Here is a 16,718-nt window from a genome sequence, read left to right as displayed (position 1 = left end):
GCGCAAACAGGCTTGATAATCCGCAGCAATTGCTGCGGCGCCAGGCTATGCGGAATCAGCTTGTGGTCGTTTCAAGAAGCAATGAGGTCGAATACCTCGTTCCACATTTTTCGGCTTTGTTGCTTAAGCGCATGAGAGCGTCTCATCAATGTCGATGACAATTCGGCGGACAAGGCAGCATCGGTCAGATAGTCCAAAGCCTGTTCCAGCTGCTCATCGGTCAGGTTTATATCCAGAACGCCTTGATCGAAACCATAGTCGGCAAACAGCATTTGATATTTGTGACTCCAGCCAGTCGCCAGCGACGGAACGCCCTGCGACAAAGCACTCACTAGACCATGAAAACGGCTGCCCACCGTGCCTCTGCACGCGCCCAAAATCCCCTTGATTGCCAGCGGGTCGCTTTCCCTGAGGATAGGCACGCCCCCCACCGCCTGGGATACCTGCTCGGCCAATCGCAGATCATCTGCACCCTCGTGCACCAGAAGGAAGGGCTTGGCATCCCGTTTGAGCAAAATCCGAGTGACCCGTTCCAGAAAGGGAATGTAGCCCTTGGCTACAGCGTCGCTGGTTTTGTCCATCATGCGGAAATTAGGCACGATGCAGACCTGATGGGTTGTGCGGTCGAAATAATCTGGACACCGGCCCTTGATCAGGTTGGTAAAGTCCGGGCACTGCTTTATATGCTCGGCCTTACCGACGATATCGGTTAGATACTCGTAAGAAATTCTTTCGCGAGCATAAATGAGGTCAGCGTTTCCCACGAAGCGTTTAACCGCCTCCTTGCTCTTGCCATCACGGAACGGACCGAATGCTTGCGGCAACATAATCACTTTTGCCCCCCGGCTTTTCCAGCGCGCCGAAGACCTTGCCAGCTCCTCAGACAGTTCCGGCCCCCATTGATCCGTATAAGCAAAGCCCGCGGCATCCAGCACCACGTCTATATCCTTGTCGAGCACGACGCCATACATCTCGCGCAATCTGCCCGGCAGCAGTGCTGCCAGGTCACCAAAAGGGATACCCTTGCGCCATAACCAGGCTTTTTGATAAAGGCCCAGCTTGGCTCTTTGTTGATAAGGATAAGGACTCATATCCCGCCCCGGCTCCATAACCGTCCGAGCCTCGGGATACTGCGCCTGCACTTGCTCCAAAACAGCCCTGAGCATCAGTTCAGCTCCCTTGTTCACAAATCCCGCTTTGCGCACTTCTACATACATAAAGGTTTTCCTAGGGTCTTGATCAAACTGGAAAAATTAAAAAGACGGGCGACTTCAAGAGTGCGCCATCGTCAAGAAATGAGCGTTCTTTTGAGGTATGGGGCATTGCTGCCGCCTCAGACAGAGGTAGCCGCGAAGTTGCCGTAAACGCGTGCCTCCTCCAGGGAGATCTTTTGTGAATACGGCACTAGTGATTCGTGGGCGGCATATCCCAGGGAAATGAACATGACGATGCGCTCATCTGGATCCAACCCCAACAGCTTGGTAGCTGCCCGCTCCCGCTCGGGTATATCCGGCCAGTTAATCGAGCATGAAGAAACCCCCAAGGTCTCCAGCGCGAAGATGAAAGACATGGCTGCCAGGGCCCCGTCTATATAGATAACGTGCCTATCACGCGCATGCGGGTAGGCTCGCATGCGGCCTACGATGGCTACCATCGCCGGGAAGTTGTGATTAAAGCCCGCTACGCCCATGGGCAGTTCCGACACCTGAGCAATATCCTGAGGATCATCGAAAACAATAAATCTGAATGGCTGGCGATTACATGCGCTTGGGGACTGCACGGCCAGCTCCACCGCCTGGTCGATAATTTGCCGAGGGACTGCCCTGCCGTCATACCAACGTACAGAGCGTCTCTTCATGCATAGCTGAGTGAAGGAGGCGTAGCTAACCGGTGCAACAGCATCACCCGCAGCGAAAGGCACGCGGCCTTCCCCTTCGTGGCGAAGGTCATCCGCTATATCGTGAGGCGACTTGAACGCAAGGAAACGCTCCCGCGCTCTATTAATGACGGGATGGGTAGCCGACATCTCAAAGTACGCTGCCAATACATCATGTGCCCAGCAGATCTCGTAGGAGTCGACCGAGCCGCCCAATGAGCGGGAGTAGGCATCAACCGTCTGTTCAATGTAGTCCAGCGCGAATACGTCGCGCCGCGGCTGCATGATCAGGCCTTTCTCGATGCGGTGAACCGCTCGTCTGAGAAAGAAATTACTACTTTCTACGCCGCTGCGATTTCGTACATGCCGCAGTTGCCCTTCCACTACTGCTTGAGCTTCGTGGTCGAAAGCATCCGAAAAAAAGGCGTAATGGACGCGTCGCAAAAAAGCCGAACGAACCAGAGCTTTTATCCAAGCGATTGAGGCGTTATCGCGCAACCGCTTCAAACTTTCAATGCCACTTTGCGGCAATAGTTTTTTCAGCGGATACTTCAAAATACTCATAAGCGTTAGTTGACCTAAGTTGATTTACTTGTTTCTTGCAAATGCCTTGTTCGGAACGCAAGACACAGCCACCCCTAATCCAGATTTATCCAACACTGGAAAATGAAGCTGGCATTAGGAAGTTTTAATTATTTGAAATGCTTGATTTTGACAGGCTGCGCTGGAAGAGAGTTCCATTGGCAGTGACGGGAAACTGGCAAAACATGAAGTGACGCACATTTTGCCGGCATTATGACTAATAGCTGGACAGTCGCTAATTGAAACTAATTTAATGTCATACTGGTTTCATATTAAACGTCCCACGCTCAGTACAGATGAGTACTGGTAGAGCCAGAACCCACTATTTTGATATCACTTGTTATTATTTGTAAAAACTTCAGATAATGCATCAGGATTATTTTTGAAGGCCTTACTGAAGGCGTCGCGATGTTGTGCCATAAACAAGCTGACCTCTTCAGCGGTCTTTTCATCCAACGAGGGTACTGCCCTCTGCAAAACTTCACCCAATGTCTCAGCCAGTTCAAGCATTTTGTCGTGGCGATCGGCTTCGGCTTTGTCCATGAACAATTGCTCCGGGTCTCTGCTACTGCGGTAAACAACTTCAACGGCCATAGTGGTACCTTCAGGCTGAATGGAGGTCCCGACACCTGTTGAGTGGCGGAATTCGGCATTGTACTGGATATCAATACAGTATTGGAAGGCCCGGTTAGCAAGATGGCGGCGCTGGGGGCTCAGACAGTGCAGCGCTTCGCGCGCTGGCAATCCGTTCAGGGATGGGTCATAGAAACGAAAAAAGCCCCAGCTTTCGCTGAGGCTTTTTTGTTTATTTGGCGGAGGGACAGTCCGCCATTATCAGTATCCAAATAGACAGCATGAGACAGATATAGACTTAGAATAATCTAGCTATATCATATAGTTAAAGCACCTTTTTGACGTGTGCGAACATGTCGACAGATTAGTCGCACCTTCTGAAGAGTTTAAATAGCAGCAATCCGTTACCAACCCTGCGCCCCAGCAGAACGTGTCTCAACCATTGGCCGGCAGCTGCCGAATATTTGCAGTAAATACATTATCACCCCCCTCCCGAGTCAGCACTATAGCGTGTAGCTCTATAGTATTCGAAAACGAGCATTTAACGCGGATCTATAAAGAAGATTTCCATTAGAGGGCTTTCATTGTTTTTATGGAATGAAAAGGGCCTGCTAGCAGGCCCTTCCTCTCTTGCTGGTCAATCCATCAGATCAACGATTGGCTACCGGAGTGGGTTTCGGTATTTTAAATGTCCAGAGCATACCGCCCTGGTTGAAGTCCTTGACGATCTCGGCAACTTGGCCGCCCCACAAGGGTACCGCCCCGCCCCAGCCAGACAGCACAGATACGTACTGTTCGCCATCCATATCCCAGGTAACCGGATTACCAATCACGCCTGAACCAGTGTTGAACTCCCACAGCTTCTCGCCATTCCTGGCATTGAAGGCCATCAGGTAACCTTCCGGGTTGCCGGTAAAGACCAGGTTGCCTTTGGTGCTCAGTACACCGCCCCAGAGTGGCGCCGGATTTTTCACGCGCCAGACTTCCTTGCCGGTTTTGGGGTCCATGGCCCTGAGTACGCCAATGTAGTCGTCGTGGATGGGTTTGATGGTGAAGCCTGCGCCCAGGTAGGCCGCGCCTTTCTTGTACGCCGTGCTTTCGTTCCAGATATCCATACCCCATTCGTTGGAAGGCACGTAGAACAGGCCGGTATCCTGACTGTAAGCCATGGGCTGCCAGTTCTTGCCTCCCAGGAAGGCAGGCGCGGCGTAAACCGTTTTCCCCTGGTCCCCGGATTCGGTTGGCGCGCCCGGGCGGTGATCCTCGCTGTATATAGGCCGGCCGTTCGTGTCCAGCCCCTTGGCCCAGGTGATGGTGTCTACAAACGGGAAGCCACGGATGAACTTGCCGTTGGTGCGGTCCAGTACATAGAAAAAGCCGTTGCGGTCAGCGGTCGCGGCGGCTTTGATTTCCTTATTACCTTCCTTATAGTTGAAGGACACCAACTCGTTTACACCGTCGTAGTCCCAGCCATCGTTCGGGGTGGTCTGGAAGTGCCATGTGATCGTGCCGTCATCGGGGTTGAGTGCCAGGCGTGACGAGCTGTAGAGGTTGTCGCCCTTGCGCATGTGCGAGTTCCAGGGCGCGGGGTTGCCGGTACCGAACAGCAGCAGGTTGGTCTCCGGGTCGTAAAAGCCACCCAGCCAAGGTGCGCCACCACCGGTTTTCCACAGGTCACCTGGCCAGGTCTTATTGGCTTCGCCACCGGAAATACCCGCTTCGATGGCTTTACCGTCCTTGTAGGTATAGCCCATGTGGCCTTCAATAGTCGGGCGTGTCCAGAGCAGTTCGCCGTTGGTTGGGTCGTAGGCTTCAATCTTGCCAACCACACCAAACTCACCGCCGGAGACGCCGGTAATCAACTTACCATTAACGATCAAGGGTGCGGCAGTAATGGCATATCCGGCCTTGTAGTCGGCCACTGTCTTGCGCCAGACCACTTTCCCGGTGTCTTTGTGCAGAGCCACGAGCTTTGCATCGAGGGTGCCGAAAATCACCAGATCATCGATCAGCGCCACACCGCGATTGATTACGTCACAACAGGGCATGATGCCGTCCGGCAGGCGCGCATCGTATTGCCAGAGCTTCTTGCCAGTGCGAGCGTCGACCGCAAAAACCCGTGAGTAGGAACCGGTGATATACATCACGCCATCCTTGATCATCGGCTGTGCTTGCTGGCCACGCTGTTTTTCACCACCTAGCGAGAACGCCCATGCGGGCTGCAACTGATCGACGTTGGTGTCGTTGACCATGGTCAATGGGCTGTAGCGCTGGCCCTGGGTTCCCATGCCGTAGGAGACGATGGAGTCGGTGGTGGTCGCGTCATTGTTGATGTCGTCATAGGTGACGCCGGCGACAGCCAAACCGGAAAAACTCATGGCGGCTACCAGCGCGGTCAGGACGAAGGGTGAGCGGTGTGTCATTGCTGCTACCTCAGAGATGTATTGTTGTGTTGGTCGAGTCAGCGAAGAACCGGGAAATTTTCCCGCCTCAGGCATTGATTCTTCGCCGCTGAGACCAGAGCAACAATCCAACCCAGGGGTTATTTAGCTCATCACTTGGTAGCAATACCCTGATGCCGGGCAAAAAAAATCCGGTTTGCACAGTAGGCATCGTGCAAACCGGCAAACATGAAACGGTATCAGATGTCGGTGTAGTAGCTCGGCAGCATGTAACGCAAACCATAGTCTGCATAGAGTGCGGCCATGCGCCCGTCCAGCACCATTGCTTCGGCTATATCACCCAGCGCGTAGGCCAGTTGCCGGTTGGAGTCGTGCACGGCCATGCCCAGATCCCAGACCTGTTTGCCCATATTAGGGTAGGCGTTTTCGGTCAGTTGCATACCGGCATCGGCATGCTCGGCTAGCAGCCAGTCAATCTCGGCCTGGGTACCCATGACGGCATGCACTTCACCGGTCTCCATCGCGGCAAAGGCCTGGCCAAGGTTGCGATAGTGGCGAGTCATCTTGCTCAACTGGCCGTTCATGACGCTGGCCAAGTAGAACGCGGGAATGGAGTCTTCCTCAACGCCGACCGGGTGGTATTGAAAGATCGCAATGCTGGGCACCGCGTCTATCTGTCGCGGGTCATAGGCGGCTTGCCAGCGCTCCTGCTGGTAAGCGCCGAACATGTGAATCAATTCGTGCGCGGGCAGCCCCAAATCGTCACGCATGTTGCTGTACGCTTTATCGTTGGGCGCACGCAACATGACATCGGCGATCTGGCCTGGGCGCAAATAGTGGCCTTTCCACAGGTGATTGCGCAGGTCGCCGTCGAAGTTTTCATCAGGCGTCATCCATTGCAGCCTCAGCTCCACACCCAGCTCTGCCGCCAGCGCTTTGGCCAGCTCGACGTCGACGCCTCTGGGCTGGCCATCCTGCATGAAGCTGTAGGGGGGATAGTCTTCGTAGACCGCCACCTTAAGGTACCCCGACTCGATGATTTCATCATGGTCGCGGATATGGGTAATGTTGAACGCCTGCACCGGCATCGCCAGCAACAAGCAGCAGCACAACCCGATAACGCGCAGGCTGAGCATGCTTTATTGCTCGACTGCGACAGTTTCCAGCCAGGTACGGATGGCCCACAATGCCTCCTGGCTGAGGACGTCGCCCATGCGTGGCATATACACCCGCCCATCTCGCACCGCGCCATTGACGACTCGTTCCTTATACCATTCATCACCGAATTCGCCGACCTCCAGCTCGCGCAAGTCTGGTGTCATACCGCCCGAAATGGCCTCCAGCCCATGACAAGCGGCGCAGTTCTGGTTGTAGGCAGAGGCGCCGATTTTCACCGCCAGATCATGCTGTGGATGATCGCGATAGGGGTTGGTCTCGAGCCATTCGTCACCCAACTTTTCCAGGTCCTTGGTATCCACCGACTGGGGCGTGACATTGCCGTGGGCCAACGCCTGGCCTGTCGCCAGCAATAGTCCCAAAGCGCTTATCTTCAGTGCCTGCTTGAAATACCTCATAGGGCTCACCTCTTGGCCGTGTCCAGCACGGATCATTATTTGAATATCCGAGATCCATGGTAGGAAGGCGCAGACCTAACCCCAATGCTGCTTTGGTGGCCGCAATTTAGTTCCTTGGTCGTAGGTATTTCAGCCGACCTGCGCCCGCACCTCCGCATTGGCGGTTCAGAACAAGTTCTATGCAGTGAAATGACCGAAAGCAGTGATTTCCTCCGCCCAAGGTAGCGCTCCTGTTGAGGGCGTCCCAAACGCTAGCGGGCAGGGCATATTTCCCGCAAAGACCGGGGCATTTTCCGTATCACGTGCATCAGCGACTGACCAATATGGCGACGTGGACCAGCATTGCTGCCCTCTTCCAACAACAAGGAAACACTGCCATGAGAACAAGAACGCTTCCTGCTCCAAACCCCCTCGCCCAGGCGGTCAAGTGCCTGGCGATGGCCGCCAGTATTGCCCTGGCCGCGCCCCATGCTACGGCCAAGCCGGTTACCTGGGACGATATCGCAAACGATCACACCTCCACGCATAACGTCTTGCAATACGGCATGGGCACCAACGCCCAGCGCTGGAGCCCGCTGAACCAGGTCAATAGCGACAACATCTACAAGCTGACGCCAGCATGGTCCTATTCGTTTGGCGATGAAAAGCAGCGCGGACAGGAGTCCCAAGCGATCATTCATGACGGCGTGATCTATGTGACCGGCTCCTACTCGCGGATATTTGCCCTAGACGCTAAGACCGGCGCACGCCTGTGGAGTTATGCTCACCGTCTGCCCGATGACATCCGGCCCTGCTGCGACGTCGTTAACCGCGGCGCCGCGATCTATGGCGACAATGTGTTCTTTGGCACCCTGGATGCGGGCGTGGTCGCGCTGAACAAGGACACTGGCAAGGTAGTGTGGCGTGAAAAATTCGGTGACCACCAGGCCGGTTACACCATGACGGGCGCCCCGACCATCGTTAAAGATCAAAAATCCGGCAAGGTCATGCTTATCCATGGTTCCTCCGGCGACGAATTCGGCGTAGTGGGCAAGCTCTTCGCCCGCGATCCGGAGACTGGCAAGGAAATCTGGATGCGGCCGTTCGTTGAAGGGCATATGGGGCGCCTGAATGGCAAGGACAGCACGCCCACCGGTGACGTCAAGGCGCCTTCCTGGCCGGATGATCCGAATTCACCTACCGGCAAGGTCGAGGCCTGGAGCCAGGGCGGCGGAGCTCCCTGGCAGAGCGCCAGCTTTGATGTTGAGACCAACACCATCATCATTGGCGCTGGGAACCCGGCGCCCTGGAACGGCTGGGCGCGCACCGGCAAGGACGGCAAACCTGCCGACTACGACAGCCTGTATACCTCGGGCCAGGTGGGCGTTGATGCCACCACGGGCGAGGTCAAGTGGTTCTACCAGCACACGCCCAACGATGCCTGGGATTTCTCCGGCAACAACGAACTGGTGCTGTTCGATTACAAGGACAAGGCCGGCAAGACACTCAAAGCCACTGCTCACGCTGATCGTAACGGCTTCTTTTATGTCGTGGATCGCAACAACGGCAAACTGGCTAACGCCTTCCCCTTCGTCGACAACATTACCTGGGCAAGTCATATTGATTTGAAGACCGGCCGCCCAGTGGAAAACAAGGGGCAGCGCCCGGCTCGGCTGGAACCCGGCCAGGAACGTAGCGAAGCCGTCGAAGTCTCACCGCCCTTCCTTGGCGGCAAGAACTGGAACCCCATGGCCTACAGCCAGGATACCGGCCTGTTCTATGTGCCGGCCAACCACTGGAAAGAGGACTACTGGACCGAAGAGGTCAGTTACAACAAGGGCTCGGCCTACCTGGGCATGGGCTTTCGGATCAAGCGCATGTTTGATGACCATGTCGGCATCCTGCGCGCCATGAACCCCACTACCGGTAAGGTCGAGTGGGAGCACAAGGAGCCTTTGCCGCTCTGGGCCGGCGTGCTGGCGACCGCAGGCAACCTGGTGTTCACCGGAACGGGTGACGGTTACTTCAAGGCCTTTGACGCCAAAACCGGCAAGGAAGTCTGGAAGTTCCAGACCGGCACCGGAATCATTTCGCCCCCGATCACCTGGGAAATGGACGGCGAGCAGTATATCGGTGTCACCACCGGTTACGGCGGCGCGGTTCCACTCTGGGGCGGCGAGATGGCCGAGCTGACCAAGCCTGTTGCTCAGGGCGGCTCGTTCTGGGTGTTCAAACTACCTAGCTGGGATACCAGCAGCGCCAAGCGTTGAACCATTAACGTCTTTATCCCTTAAGGCGCGCCCGGCAGGACCGGGCGTTGCCATCGGAGCTGAACAATGAAATCCTTTCTTACCAGAAGCTTACTGCTTGTCGGCATCAGCGCCGGGCTGCCGCTGGCGGCACAAACCGCTGATCTCGCCGAGCAGGACATCGTTACCCTCAATGGCTGCGCACTGATGCCCGGCACACAATGTGCGGGCGTTGATCTGCGCAACGCCGATCTGCGTAATATGGATCTGCGCAAGGCCGACTTCACCGGTGCCGATCTACGTGGTGCCGACCTTCGCCACGCGCAGCTCGATCAGGCCAGGCTGGACAGCGCCAAACTGGACGGCGCCAATCTCAACCGCGCGAGCCTGCAGCAAACTGCGATGCGCGGTGTCAGCGCCATCGGTAGCAGTTTTGTCGGTTCTCAGGCCTGGAATCTGACCGCCCAGGGAGGACAATTCAAGGATGCGGATTTTACCGGGGCCAACCTGGAATTCGCCCGTTTCAGTGGTGCTAGCATGCATGGCACCATTTTGCGGGCTGCCAACCTGGAAATGGCCTGGTTACCCAAGGCAGACCTGAAAGGCGCAAACCTGCGCGATGCCAACCTGCAGGAGTCGAAAATGAACCACGCCAACCTGGAGTCTGCCGACATGAGTGGCGCCCGGCTGCACTACGGCACCTTTCTCAACATGCACATGCGCAACTGCACTGCCTGCCCGGTTGACTGGGAAAAGTGACGAACGCTGGCGCGCTCAAGCCACCTGCACCCGAATGACTCCGGTATCGATGGCCAGGTGTACCAGTTCCGTGAGAGAGCTGACATTCAGTTTCTGCTTGAGCACCGTCAGATTGTTCGACACCGTCTTGCTGCTAATGCACAGCTGGCTGGCGATGCGCCGGGGTGGCGTGCCCTTGGCGAGCATGACAAATATCTCAAACTCGCGCTGAGTCATGCATTTCAGCCTCGGATCGAGCGTGCCATCGGTACCGGCACAGGCCAGCTGGGTAGCGAGGTCCTGTTCGATATAGCGCTGTCCGCCCAGGCAGCGCCGTACCGCCTCAAGTAATACATCCGGAGCTGCACCTTTTGTAATGTACCCGAGCGCACCCGTTGCCAGCGCCTGACGTACCAACGGCAGCTCATCGTGCATGCTGAAAAACAGAATGCGCATGGAGGGCCAGCGCAGCAGCAACCGCCGGGCGGTTTCGACACCGCTGATGCCCGGCAGCCCGATGTCCAGCACCACCAGATCAGGCACCTGTTGCTGCGCAGCACTGATGGCTTCTTCGCCGCTGGTAGCCTCGCGGATATGGGCCTGGGTAAACGTCATTTCCAGCAGGCCGGTATAACCTTGCCGAACGATGGCGTGGTCATCGACCAGCAGAATATTCATGCGGCAAGCACCTTCAGCGGAATGGCCAGGGACACCAACACACCCATGCCCGGGCTGGAGGTCACTTGCAGCGCGCTCTGCAAGCAGCGAGCGCGCTCCTGCATGGAGCGCATGCCCACTCCACAGGATTGATCAGGGTTTCTCAAGCCGTGGCCATCATCCTGCACACTGACTTGAAGTACTTCGTCCTCATGCACCAGCCGCACCCAGACGGAACTGGCTTTTGCATGCCGGGCGACATTGGTCAAGGCTTCCTGCAACAGCCGATACAAATGGGTGCGCTGTTCGGTTCCGAGGCGGGGCAACGACTCATCAAGCTCGAGTACACACTGGATACCCTGTTGTTCCTGCCATTGCCCTGCTAGTTGCCGCACAGCCTGCTCGAGCCCGAGTCGATCCAGCACCACCGGATGCAGATCCCGCACCAGTGCACGGAAGCCTCGCTGCAAGCCACTGCATGCCTGCAAAAGGTGCTCGGCATGCTGGCGCACCAGATCGGGCCTGCTAGCCGCCTCACCCAACATGTAGGCTTGGGCACGGATACCGGTAAGGTATTGGCCCAGATCGTCGTGCAGCGCATGCGCGAGGTGCATGCGCTCTTTCTCCTGCAGCGTCATCAGCGCACGGGTCAATTGCTGATTCTTCGCATCTGCCCGCTGCAACGCCACCGCCATGAGGTTGAAGCGGTCAGCCAACTGATTCAGCTCGGCTTGGCTGCTCGGCGCTAGGCGTGCCTGTAAATCGCCTACTCCGATCAGTTGCAATGCGTCAAGCAGCTGCCGATAGGCCTTAAGGCCGCGGTGTAATGAGAGATGGATAGCCAGCAATGACAACACCAGGGCCGTGCTGAATACGCCCAATAGAAGCAGTACCGACTCCCATACCTCCTCAAGTTCATCCACCGGATCCGGACTGATCAGCCATTGCTGGCCATCGGCAAAGCTCAAAGATACAGGTGCAAAGGACTGGTCTATCGCGGGCTGCATCCAGCCCAGCAGCCATGCCGGTACGGCGCTGGTGCGGTGTTCCGGCACGCCGGTTGTGGCCAGGTCGCCAACCCGTGAGATACGCACATGGCGCACCTCATCCAGCATCTTCGCAGATGGCGAGAGCGGCCTCTGAGCCATGCTTTCGAGCAGGCTCAGGGCCATGGCCCGTCCGCCTTGCAGCTCCCGTATAACATCTTTTTCCGCCTGTTTGAGCATAACGCCCATGGTCACTAGCAATACCAGAATGAAGGCCATGCACACCCACATAGTCAGGCGTGTCGCAGTCGAAATGGAGCGCATTGGCGTATTCCTTAATTGGTTCAAAACATCACAAACCATCCTAAGGCTTCAATAAAACCTCGAAATACTACCTTGGTACCGGCTGATTGGTACTTTCTTCATATTTACCCGCCCCCCTGCCCACTCCCATGCTGGACCCAGCACAAAAGGAGTCCACATGCGCCCGATGATTCTGCATTCCCTGTTCTATTTTCTGGCTCTACTCAGCGCCAGTGTTGTGGCCACCAGTAGTCAAGCCGACACACTGACGGTCGAGATGGCGTATGTGAGCTGGACTCCGGATCCAGGCCCGATCATGTCCAACGTCATACCTGAACCATCTGATGCCGGGCTGCAAGGTGCGCAACTGGCGGTAGTAGATAACAACAGTACCGGGCGCTTTCTCAAGCACGATTATCAACTACTGATAGCGTCTGAATCCGAGTTACCAGCCACCCTGGATGCTGCCAGAGGGCTGCACGCTCAAGGCGTGCGACTGTTCGTCACCAATTTGCCCAGCCAGGCGCTGGCCGAACTGGCCAAGGAGTTCGGCACCGATAGCCTGCTGATCAACGCCGGCAGTTACGACGACGCACTGCGCACTGACCAATGCCTGGCGAACGTGCTGCATACGCTACCCAGCCGCGCGATGCTGACCGATGCGCTGGCGCAGTTCCTGAAAGTGCGCAAGCTGACACGCTGGCTGCTGATCAGCGGCCCCACGGCTGATGACATTGCCTACGCGGCAGCATTGAAGCGCTCGGCCAAGCGATTCGGCCACAAGGTAGTCGCGGAGAAGGTCTGGAGCTTCGATACCGATCTGCGGCGGACCGCGCAGGCAGAGGTGCCTCTTTTTACGCAAACCGTCGAGTATGACGTCGTGGTAGTGGCCGATGAACGCGGTGATTTTGGCGAATACATTCCCTACAACACATGGTACCCAAGGCCAGTAGCCGGCACCCAGGGGCTCACGCCGCTGGGCTGGCACAAGGTGGTCGAAACTTATGGCGCAGCCCAGCTCCAAAAACGCTTTGAACAGCAGGCCGGTCGCTGGATGAACAGCCTGGACTTCGCTGCCTGGCTGGGTATCCGTACCTTCGGCGCGGCCGTCACCACCCTGAACAGCGCCGATGCGGCGGCCATCACTGCTCTCAGCCTGTCTGACAAACTCCCACTGGACGGTTTCAAAGGCCGCAAACTGAGCTATCGCACCTGGAACGGCCAGCTACGCCAGCCTATTCCACTGGTGCAACCTCGCGCGTTGGTCAGCAACTCGCCGCAGGAAGGGTTTCTGCATCCGCAAACCGATCTCGACACTCTGGGGTTTGACCAGCCCGAGAGCCAATGCCGGCTGCTTTGATATGGGCCCGCTTACCGAACATCCGAAAAAGAAAAAAACAGGAGTGCCCATGTACAAGAAAAACAGCGCCACCTACGCTCTGCTCAGCCACCGCCCGTCAACCAGAAGATTCAGAATTGCACTACTCGCAGGCGCGCTGCTAACCAGCGCCTTCAGTTTGACCGCCCTGGCCGAAACCGCCTACGTGACCAACGAAAAGGACAATACCGTTTCAGTCATAGATATGAACAGCATGCAGGTGGTGGAGACCATCGATGTGGGCCTGCGTCCGCGCGGCATTCTGCTCTCCAGCGACAACAAGCTGCTGTATATCTGCGCCAGTGATTCTGATCGCGTGCAGATCATCGATCTGGCCACCCGCAAGATCATCAAGGAGCTACCTTCGGGCGCTGACCCCGAACAGTTCGCGCTGCACAACAACGACCGCTGGCTGTATATCTCTAATGAGGATGACGCGCTGGTTACTGTGGTCGATGTTGAAACCAGTGAAGTGCTCGCGCAGATTGATGTGGGTGTCGAGCCTGAGGGAATGGGCGTCAGCCCGGACGGCAAATGGGCGGTCAATACCAGTGAAACCAGTAACATGCTGCATTGGATCGATACCAACACCAATACGCTGGTAGACAACACCCTGGTGGATCAGCGGCCCCGACACGTGGAGTTCAGCAAGGACAGTCGTCTGCTGTGGGCGTCGGCCGAGATCGGCGGTACGGTAAAAATAGTCGATGTGGCCAGCAAGGATGTCACCCACACCATCAACTTTGCGATCAAGGGTATTCATCCGGATCGTATTCAACCGGTAGGCGTAAAGCTCAGTGATGACGGTCGCTACGCCTTTGTTGCCCTCGGCCCGGCTAATCATGTGGCTGTAGTGGACGCCAAAACCTACGAAGTACTTGAGTACATTCTGGTGGGCCGTCGCGTCTGGCACATGGCATTCAACACCGACCAAAGCAGACTCTTGACCACTAACGGTGTGAGTGGCGATGTCTCGGTGATTGACGTGGACTCACTCAAGGCTGTCAATACCGTCAAGGTCGGCCGTTACCCCTGGGGCGTGGTGGTCACACCTTGAGCACCTTGCAGGTCGAGCAGGTGAGCTTCAGTTATGGCGACAAGCTAGCTCTGCAACAGGTCAGCTTTGACATGCAATCAGGCCGGCTGAATGCACTGCTGGGCCCCAATGGGGCCGGCAAGAGCACGCTGATGGCCTTGTTCAGCCGGCTTTACCGGTTGCAACAGGGCGATATCCGGATTGGCGGGGTGTCGCTGCGTCAGCAGCCCCGCCAGGCACTGCGGCGCCTTGGCGTCGTGTTCCAGCAAAGCACGCTGGATATGGATCTGAGCGTACATCAGAACCTGGCGTACCACGCCGCATTGCATGGTCTGAGCAGCCGCGCAGCAGCGCCACGCATCGAGCAGGAACTGGCGCGCCAATCCTTACTGGAGCACCAGCACCAGCGCGTGCGGCAGCTCAATGGCGGGCACCGCAGGCGGGTGGAAATCGCCAGGGCGCTATTGCATCAGCCAGACATTCTGCTGCTGGACGAGGCCAGTGCCGGCCTCGATCCAGCCAGCCGTCTGGCACTCAACCAGCATGTTCGGACTCTGTGCCGCGAGTGCCAGTTGACGGTGGTCTGGGCCACCCACTTGATGGACGAGATTGCCATGGACGACCCTGTGGTGGTGCTGCATCGTGGGCGGATTCTCGCAGCGGACAGCTCGGCAAGCATTGTTGCACGCACCGGCCAGCCCAGCCTGAGCGAAGCCTTCCGTCAGATGACGCAAGATGAGGGAGTAGCCGCATGACCCCGGCTGCCTACCTGGCCTGCCTGAACGGTGTACTCAGGCGTGAATGGTTGCGTTTCTATCAGCAGCGCTCGCGCTTTCTCAGCGCCCTGGTACGGCCGTTACTCTGGTTGCTGGTATTCGCAGCGGGTTTTCGTGCGGCTCTGGGAGTCTCGATCATAGCGCCCTACGCCACCTATATCACCTACGAGACATATATCCTGCCTGGGTTGTGCTGCATGATTGTACTGTTCAATGGCATGCAGGGCTCGCTATCAATGGTCTATGACCGCGAGATGGGCAGCATGCGGGTATTGCTTATGAGCCCCCTGCCCCGACCCTTCTTGCTGGTCAGCAAGCTGATCGCCAGCGCATTGATTTCCCTGATTCAGGTTTACGCATTCCTGGCGATTGCCTGGATGTTCGATATTCAGCCCCCGCTCTGGGGGATGCTGGCCGCCGCCCCTGCACTGTTGCTGGCAGCGCTGCTGCTCAGCGCACTGGGTTTGTTACTGTCCAATGGCATACGCCAGCTGGAGAACTTCGCCGGCGTGATGAACTTCGTCATCTTTCCGATGTTCTTTCTCTCCTCGGCGTTATACCCGCTGTGGAAGATGCGCGAGTCCAGCGAATGGCTATACTGGATATGCAGTTTGAATCCCTTTACCCACGCGGTCGAACTGGTGCGCTTCGCGCTCTATCTGCAGTTTAATGGTCAGGCTCTGCTGGTGTGTCTGAGTCTGCTGATAGTAGTCACCAGCTCGGCGGTCATCACCTTCAACCCGCAGCACGCCGCCGTACGTCGTGCGCCCGGCAGTTAATGCAGGCCGAGCACGGATTTACTACTTTAGTACCGCTTTACTGTGCCAATGTATCATTTGAATTGTGGGCTACTCGGGATGTAATGCTTCAGTAGTGATACACATAGCAACAGCGTGCATCCTGCAGCAAACCCTATAAATACAACAACAGGTTGAAACTGGCCATGTACAAGATACTGATAGCCGACGATCATCCGTTATTTCGTGAAGCCATCTGCAACGTTATCAGCACAGGCTTTGCCGGCGCAGAATTGATTGAAACCAACGATCTCGATAGCGCCCTGTTGATCGCCCAGGAACAGGACGATCTAGACCTGATTCTGCTCGACCTGAACATGCCTGGCATGCATGGTCTGAACGGCCTGATCACCCTGCGAAACGAATCCCCCTCCATCCCTGTAGTGATTGTCTCCGCCGAGGAGGACAAGCAGGTGGTGCTGCAAGCCATCACCTATGGTGCAGTCGGCTTTATTACCAAATCTTCACCGCGGGCGGAAATGACCAAGGCCATTGAACAGATCATGGCCGGCAATGTTTACCTGCCCTCGGACATCATTCGCTCCAACCGCGTGATTACCCGCCGCCACCCGGAGGAACACCCAGTGTCGCCTGAGCTGCTGTATGCTTTGACCCGCAAACAACTGCTGGTACTGGAGCGCATGGCCAAGGGTGAGTCGAACAAGCAGATTGCCTACCATCTGGAGATCGCAGAAACCACAGTCAAAGCCCACGTCTCGGCGATCCTGCGCAAGCTCAATGTGCATAACCGGGTGCAGGCAATCCTCTCGGCGAGCGATGTGGACTTCAGTTCCTACCTAAGACGCTGAATT

At 56.6% G+C, this 16,718-nt stretch carries 15 protein-coding genes; 7 read left to right on the top strand and 8 right to left on the bottom strand.

Annotated features, from left to right (window positions below):
* Window positions 1-71: 71 nt before the first annotated feature.
* The 6 genes from EAO82_RS12680 to pedF all read right to left on the bottom strand — a co-directional run bounded on the left by EAO82_RS12680 (window position 72) and on the right by pedF (window position 7,007).
* Window positions 72-1,217, bottom strand: a complete 1,146-nt coding sequence (locus EAO82_RS12680; protein WP_096347667.1) for a polysaccharide pyruvyl transferase family protein — start codon at window positions 1,215-1,217, stop codon at window positions 72-74.
* 116 nt (window positions 1,218-1,333) lie between these two features.
* Entirely contained in the window at window positions 1,334-2,440 is a 1,107-nt protein-coding gene (locus EAO82_RS12675) for a nitroreductase family protein (RefSeq protein ID WP_096347668.1), read from the bottom strand.
* Window positions 2,441-2,791: 351 nt separating this feature from the next.
* Entirely contained in the window at window positions 2,792-3,052 is a 261-nt protein-coding gene (locus tag EAO82_RS12670) for a YebG family protein (protein WP_096347669.1), read from the bottom strand.
* A gap of 629 nt (window positions 3,053-3,681) precedes the next feature.
* On the bottom strand, window positions 3,682-5,454 hold the full coding sequence (locus EAO82_RS12665) for a PQQ-dependent methanol/ethanol family dehydrogenase (RefSeq protein WP_096347671.1): 1,773 nt from the start codon (window positions 5,452-5,454) through the stop codon (window positions 3,682-3,684).
* 218 nt (window positions 5,455-5,672) lie between these two features.
* Complete coding sequence (locus EAO82_RS12660; RefSeq protein ID WP_096347672.1) at window positions 5,673-6,569, bottom strand: substrate-binding periplasmic protein; 897 nt, start codon at window positions 6,567-6,569, stop codon at window positions 5,673-5,675.
* A gap of 3 nt (window positions 6,570-6,572) precedes the next feature.
* Entirely contained in the window at window positions 6,573-7,007 is a 435-nt protein-coding gene (gene pedF / locus EAO82_RS12655) for a cytochrome c-550 PedF (protein ID WP_096347673.1), read from the bottom strand.
* A 377-nt stretch (window positions 7,008-7,384) separates the two neighbouring features.
* Between pedF and exaA the strand changes: the two genes are divergently transcribed.
* Both exaA and EAO82_RS12645 read left to right on the top strand, forming a co-directional pair.
* The gene (gene exaA, locus EAO82_RS12650) at window positions 7,385-9,256 is read left to right on the top strand and encodes a quinoprotein ethanol dehydrogenase (RefSeq protein ID WP_096347674.1); all 1,872 of its coding nucleotides are present in this window, start codon (window positions 7,385-7,387) and stop codon (window positions 9,254-9,256) included.
* A 66-nt stretch (window positions 9,257-9,322) separates the two neighbouring features.
* Entirely contained in the window at window positions 9,323-9,994 is a 672-nt protein-coding gene (locus EAO82_RS12645; RefSeq protein WP_096347675.1) for a pentapeptide repeat-containing protein, read from the top strand.
* A 15-nt stretch (window positions 9,995-10,009) separates the two neighbouring features.
* On the opposite strand, the gene EAO82_RS12640 is transcribed toward EAO82_RS12645, so the two are convergent.
* Both EAO82_RS12640 and EAO82_RS12635 read right to left on the bottom strand, forming a co-directional pair.
* Window positions 10,010-10,651 carry a response regulator transcription factor gene (locus tag EAO82_RS12640; protein ID WP_096347676.1) on the bottom strand — a complete coding sequence of 214 codons (642 nt, stop codon included), beginning with the start codon at window positions 10,649-10,651 and terminating at the stop codon, window positions 10,010-10,012.
* Complete coding sequence (locus EAO82_RS12635) at window positions 10,648-11,940, bottom strand: histidine kinase (protein WP_174958868.1); 1,293 nt, start codon at window positions 11,938-11,940, stop codon at window positions 10,648-10,650. Before EAO82_RS12635 ends, EAO82_RS12640 begins: the two co-directional genes overlap by 4 nt.
* A 157-nt stretch (window positions 11,941-12,097) precedes the next feature.
* Here EAO82_RS12635 and EAO82_RS12630 point away from each other — a divergent pair, with 157 nt between their 5' ends.
* From EAO82_RS12630 to EAO82_RS12610, 5 genes are all read left to right on the top strand, one after another.
* Window positions 12,098-13,279, top strand: a complete 1,182-nt coding sequence (locus EAO82_RS12630; protein WP_096347678.1) for an ABC transporter substrate-binding protein — start codon at window positions 12,098-12,100, stop codon at window positions 13,277-13,279.
* A gap of 49 nt (window positions 13,280-13,328) precedes the next feature.
* Window positions 13,329-14,354 (top strand): YVTN family beta-propeller repeat protein, encoded by a 1,026-nt coding sequence (locus tag EAO82_RS12625; protein WP_096347679.1) that lies wholly within the window; start codon window positions 13,329-13,331, stop codon window positions 14,352-14,354.
* Complete coding sequence (locus EAO82_RS12620; protein WP_096347680.1) at window positions 14,351-15,088, top strand: ABC transporter ATP-binding protein; 738 nt, start codon at window positions 14,351-14,353, stop codon at window positions 15,086-15,088. Before EAO82_RS12625 ends, EAO82_RS12620 begins: the two co-directional genes overlap by 4 nt.
* Entirely contained in the window at window positions 15,085-15,888 is an 804-nt protein-coding gene (locus tag EAO82_RS12615; RefSeq protein ID WP_096347681.1) for an ABC transporter permease, read from the top strand. The genes EAO82_RS12620 and EAO82_RS12615 overlap by 4 nt, the downstream gene beginning before the upstream one ends.
* A gap of 164 nt (window positions 15,889-16,052) precedes the next feature.
* Complete coding sequence (locus EAO82_RS12610) at window positions 16,053-16,715, top strand: response regulator (RefSeq protein WP_096347682.1); 663 nt, start codon at window positions 16,053-16,055, stop codon at window positions 16,713-16,715.
* Window positions 16,716-16,718: the final 3 nt, after the last annotated feature.

The organism is Halopseudomonas pelagia (assembly GCF_009497895.1).
In the GTDB taxonomy this organism is placed as follows: domain Bacteria; phylum Pseudomonadota; class Gammaproteobacteria; order Pseudomonadales; family Pseudomonadaceae; genus Halopseudomonas; species Halopseudomonas pelagia_A.
Note: the sequence above shows the minus strand (reverse complement) of the source record. Positions and strands in the feature narration are given on the sequence as shown.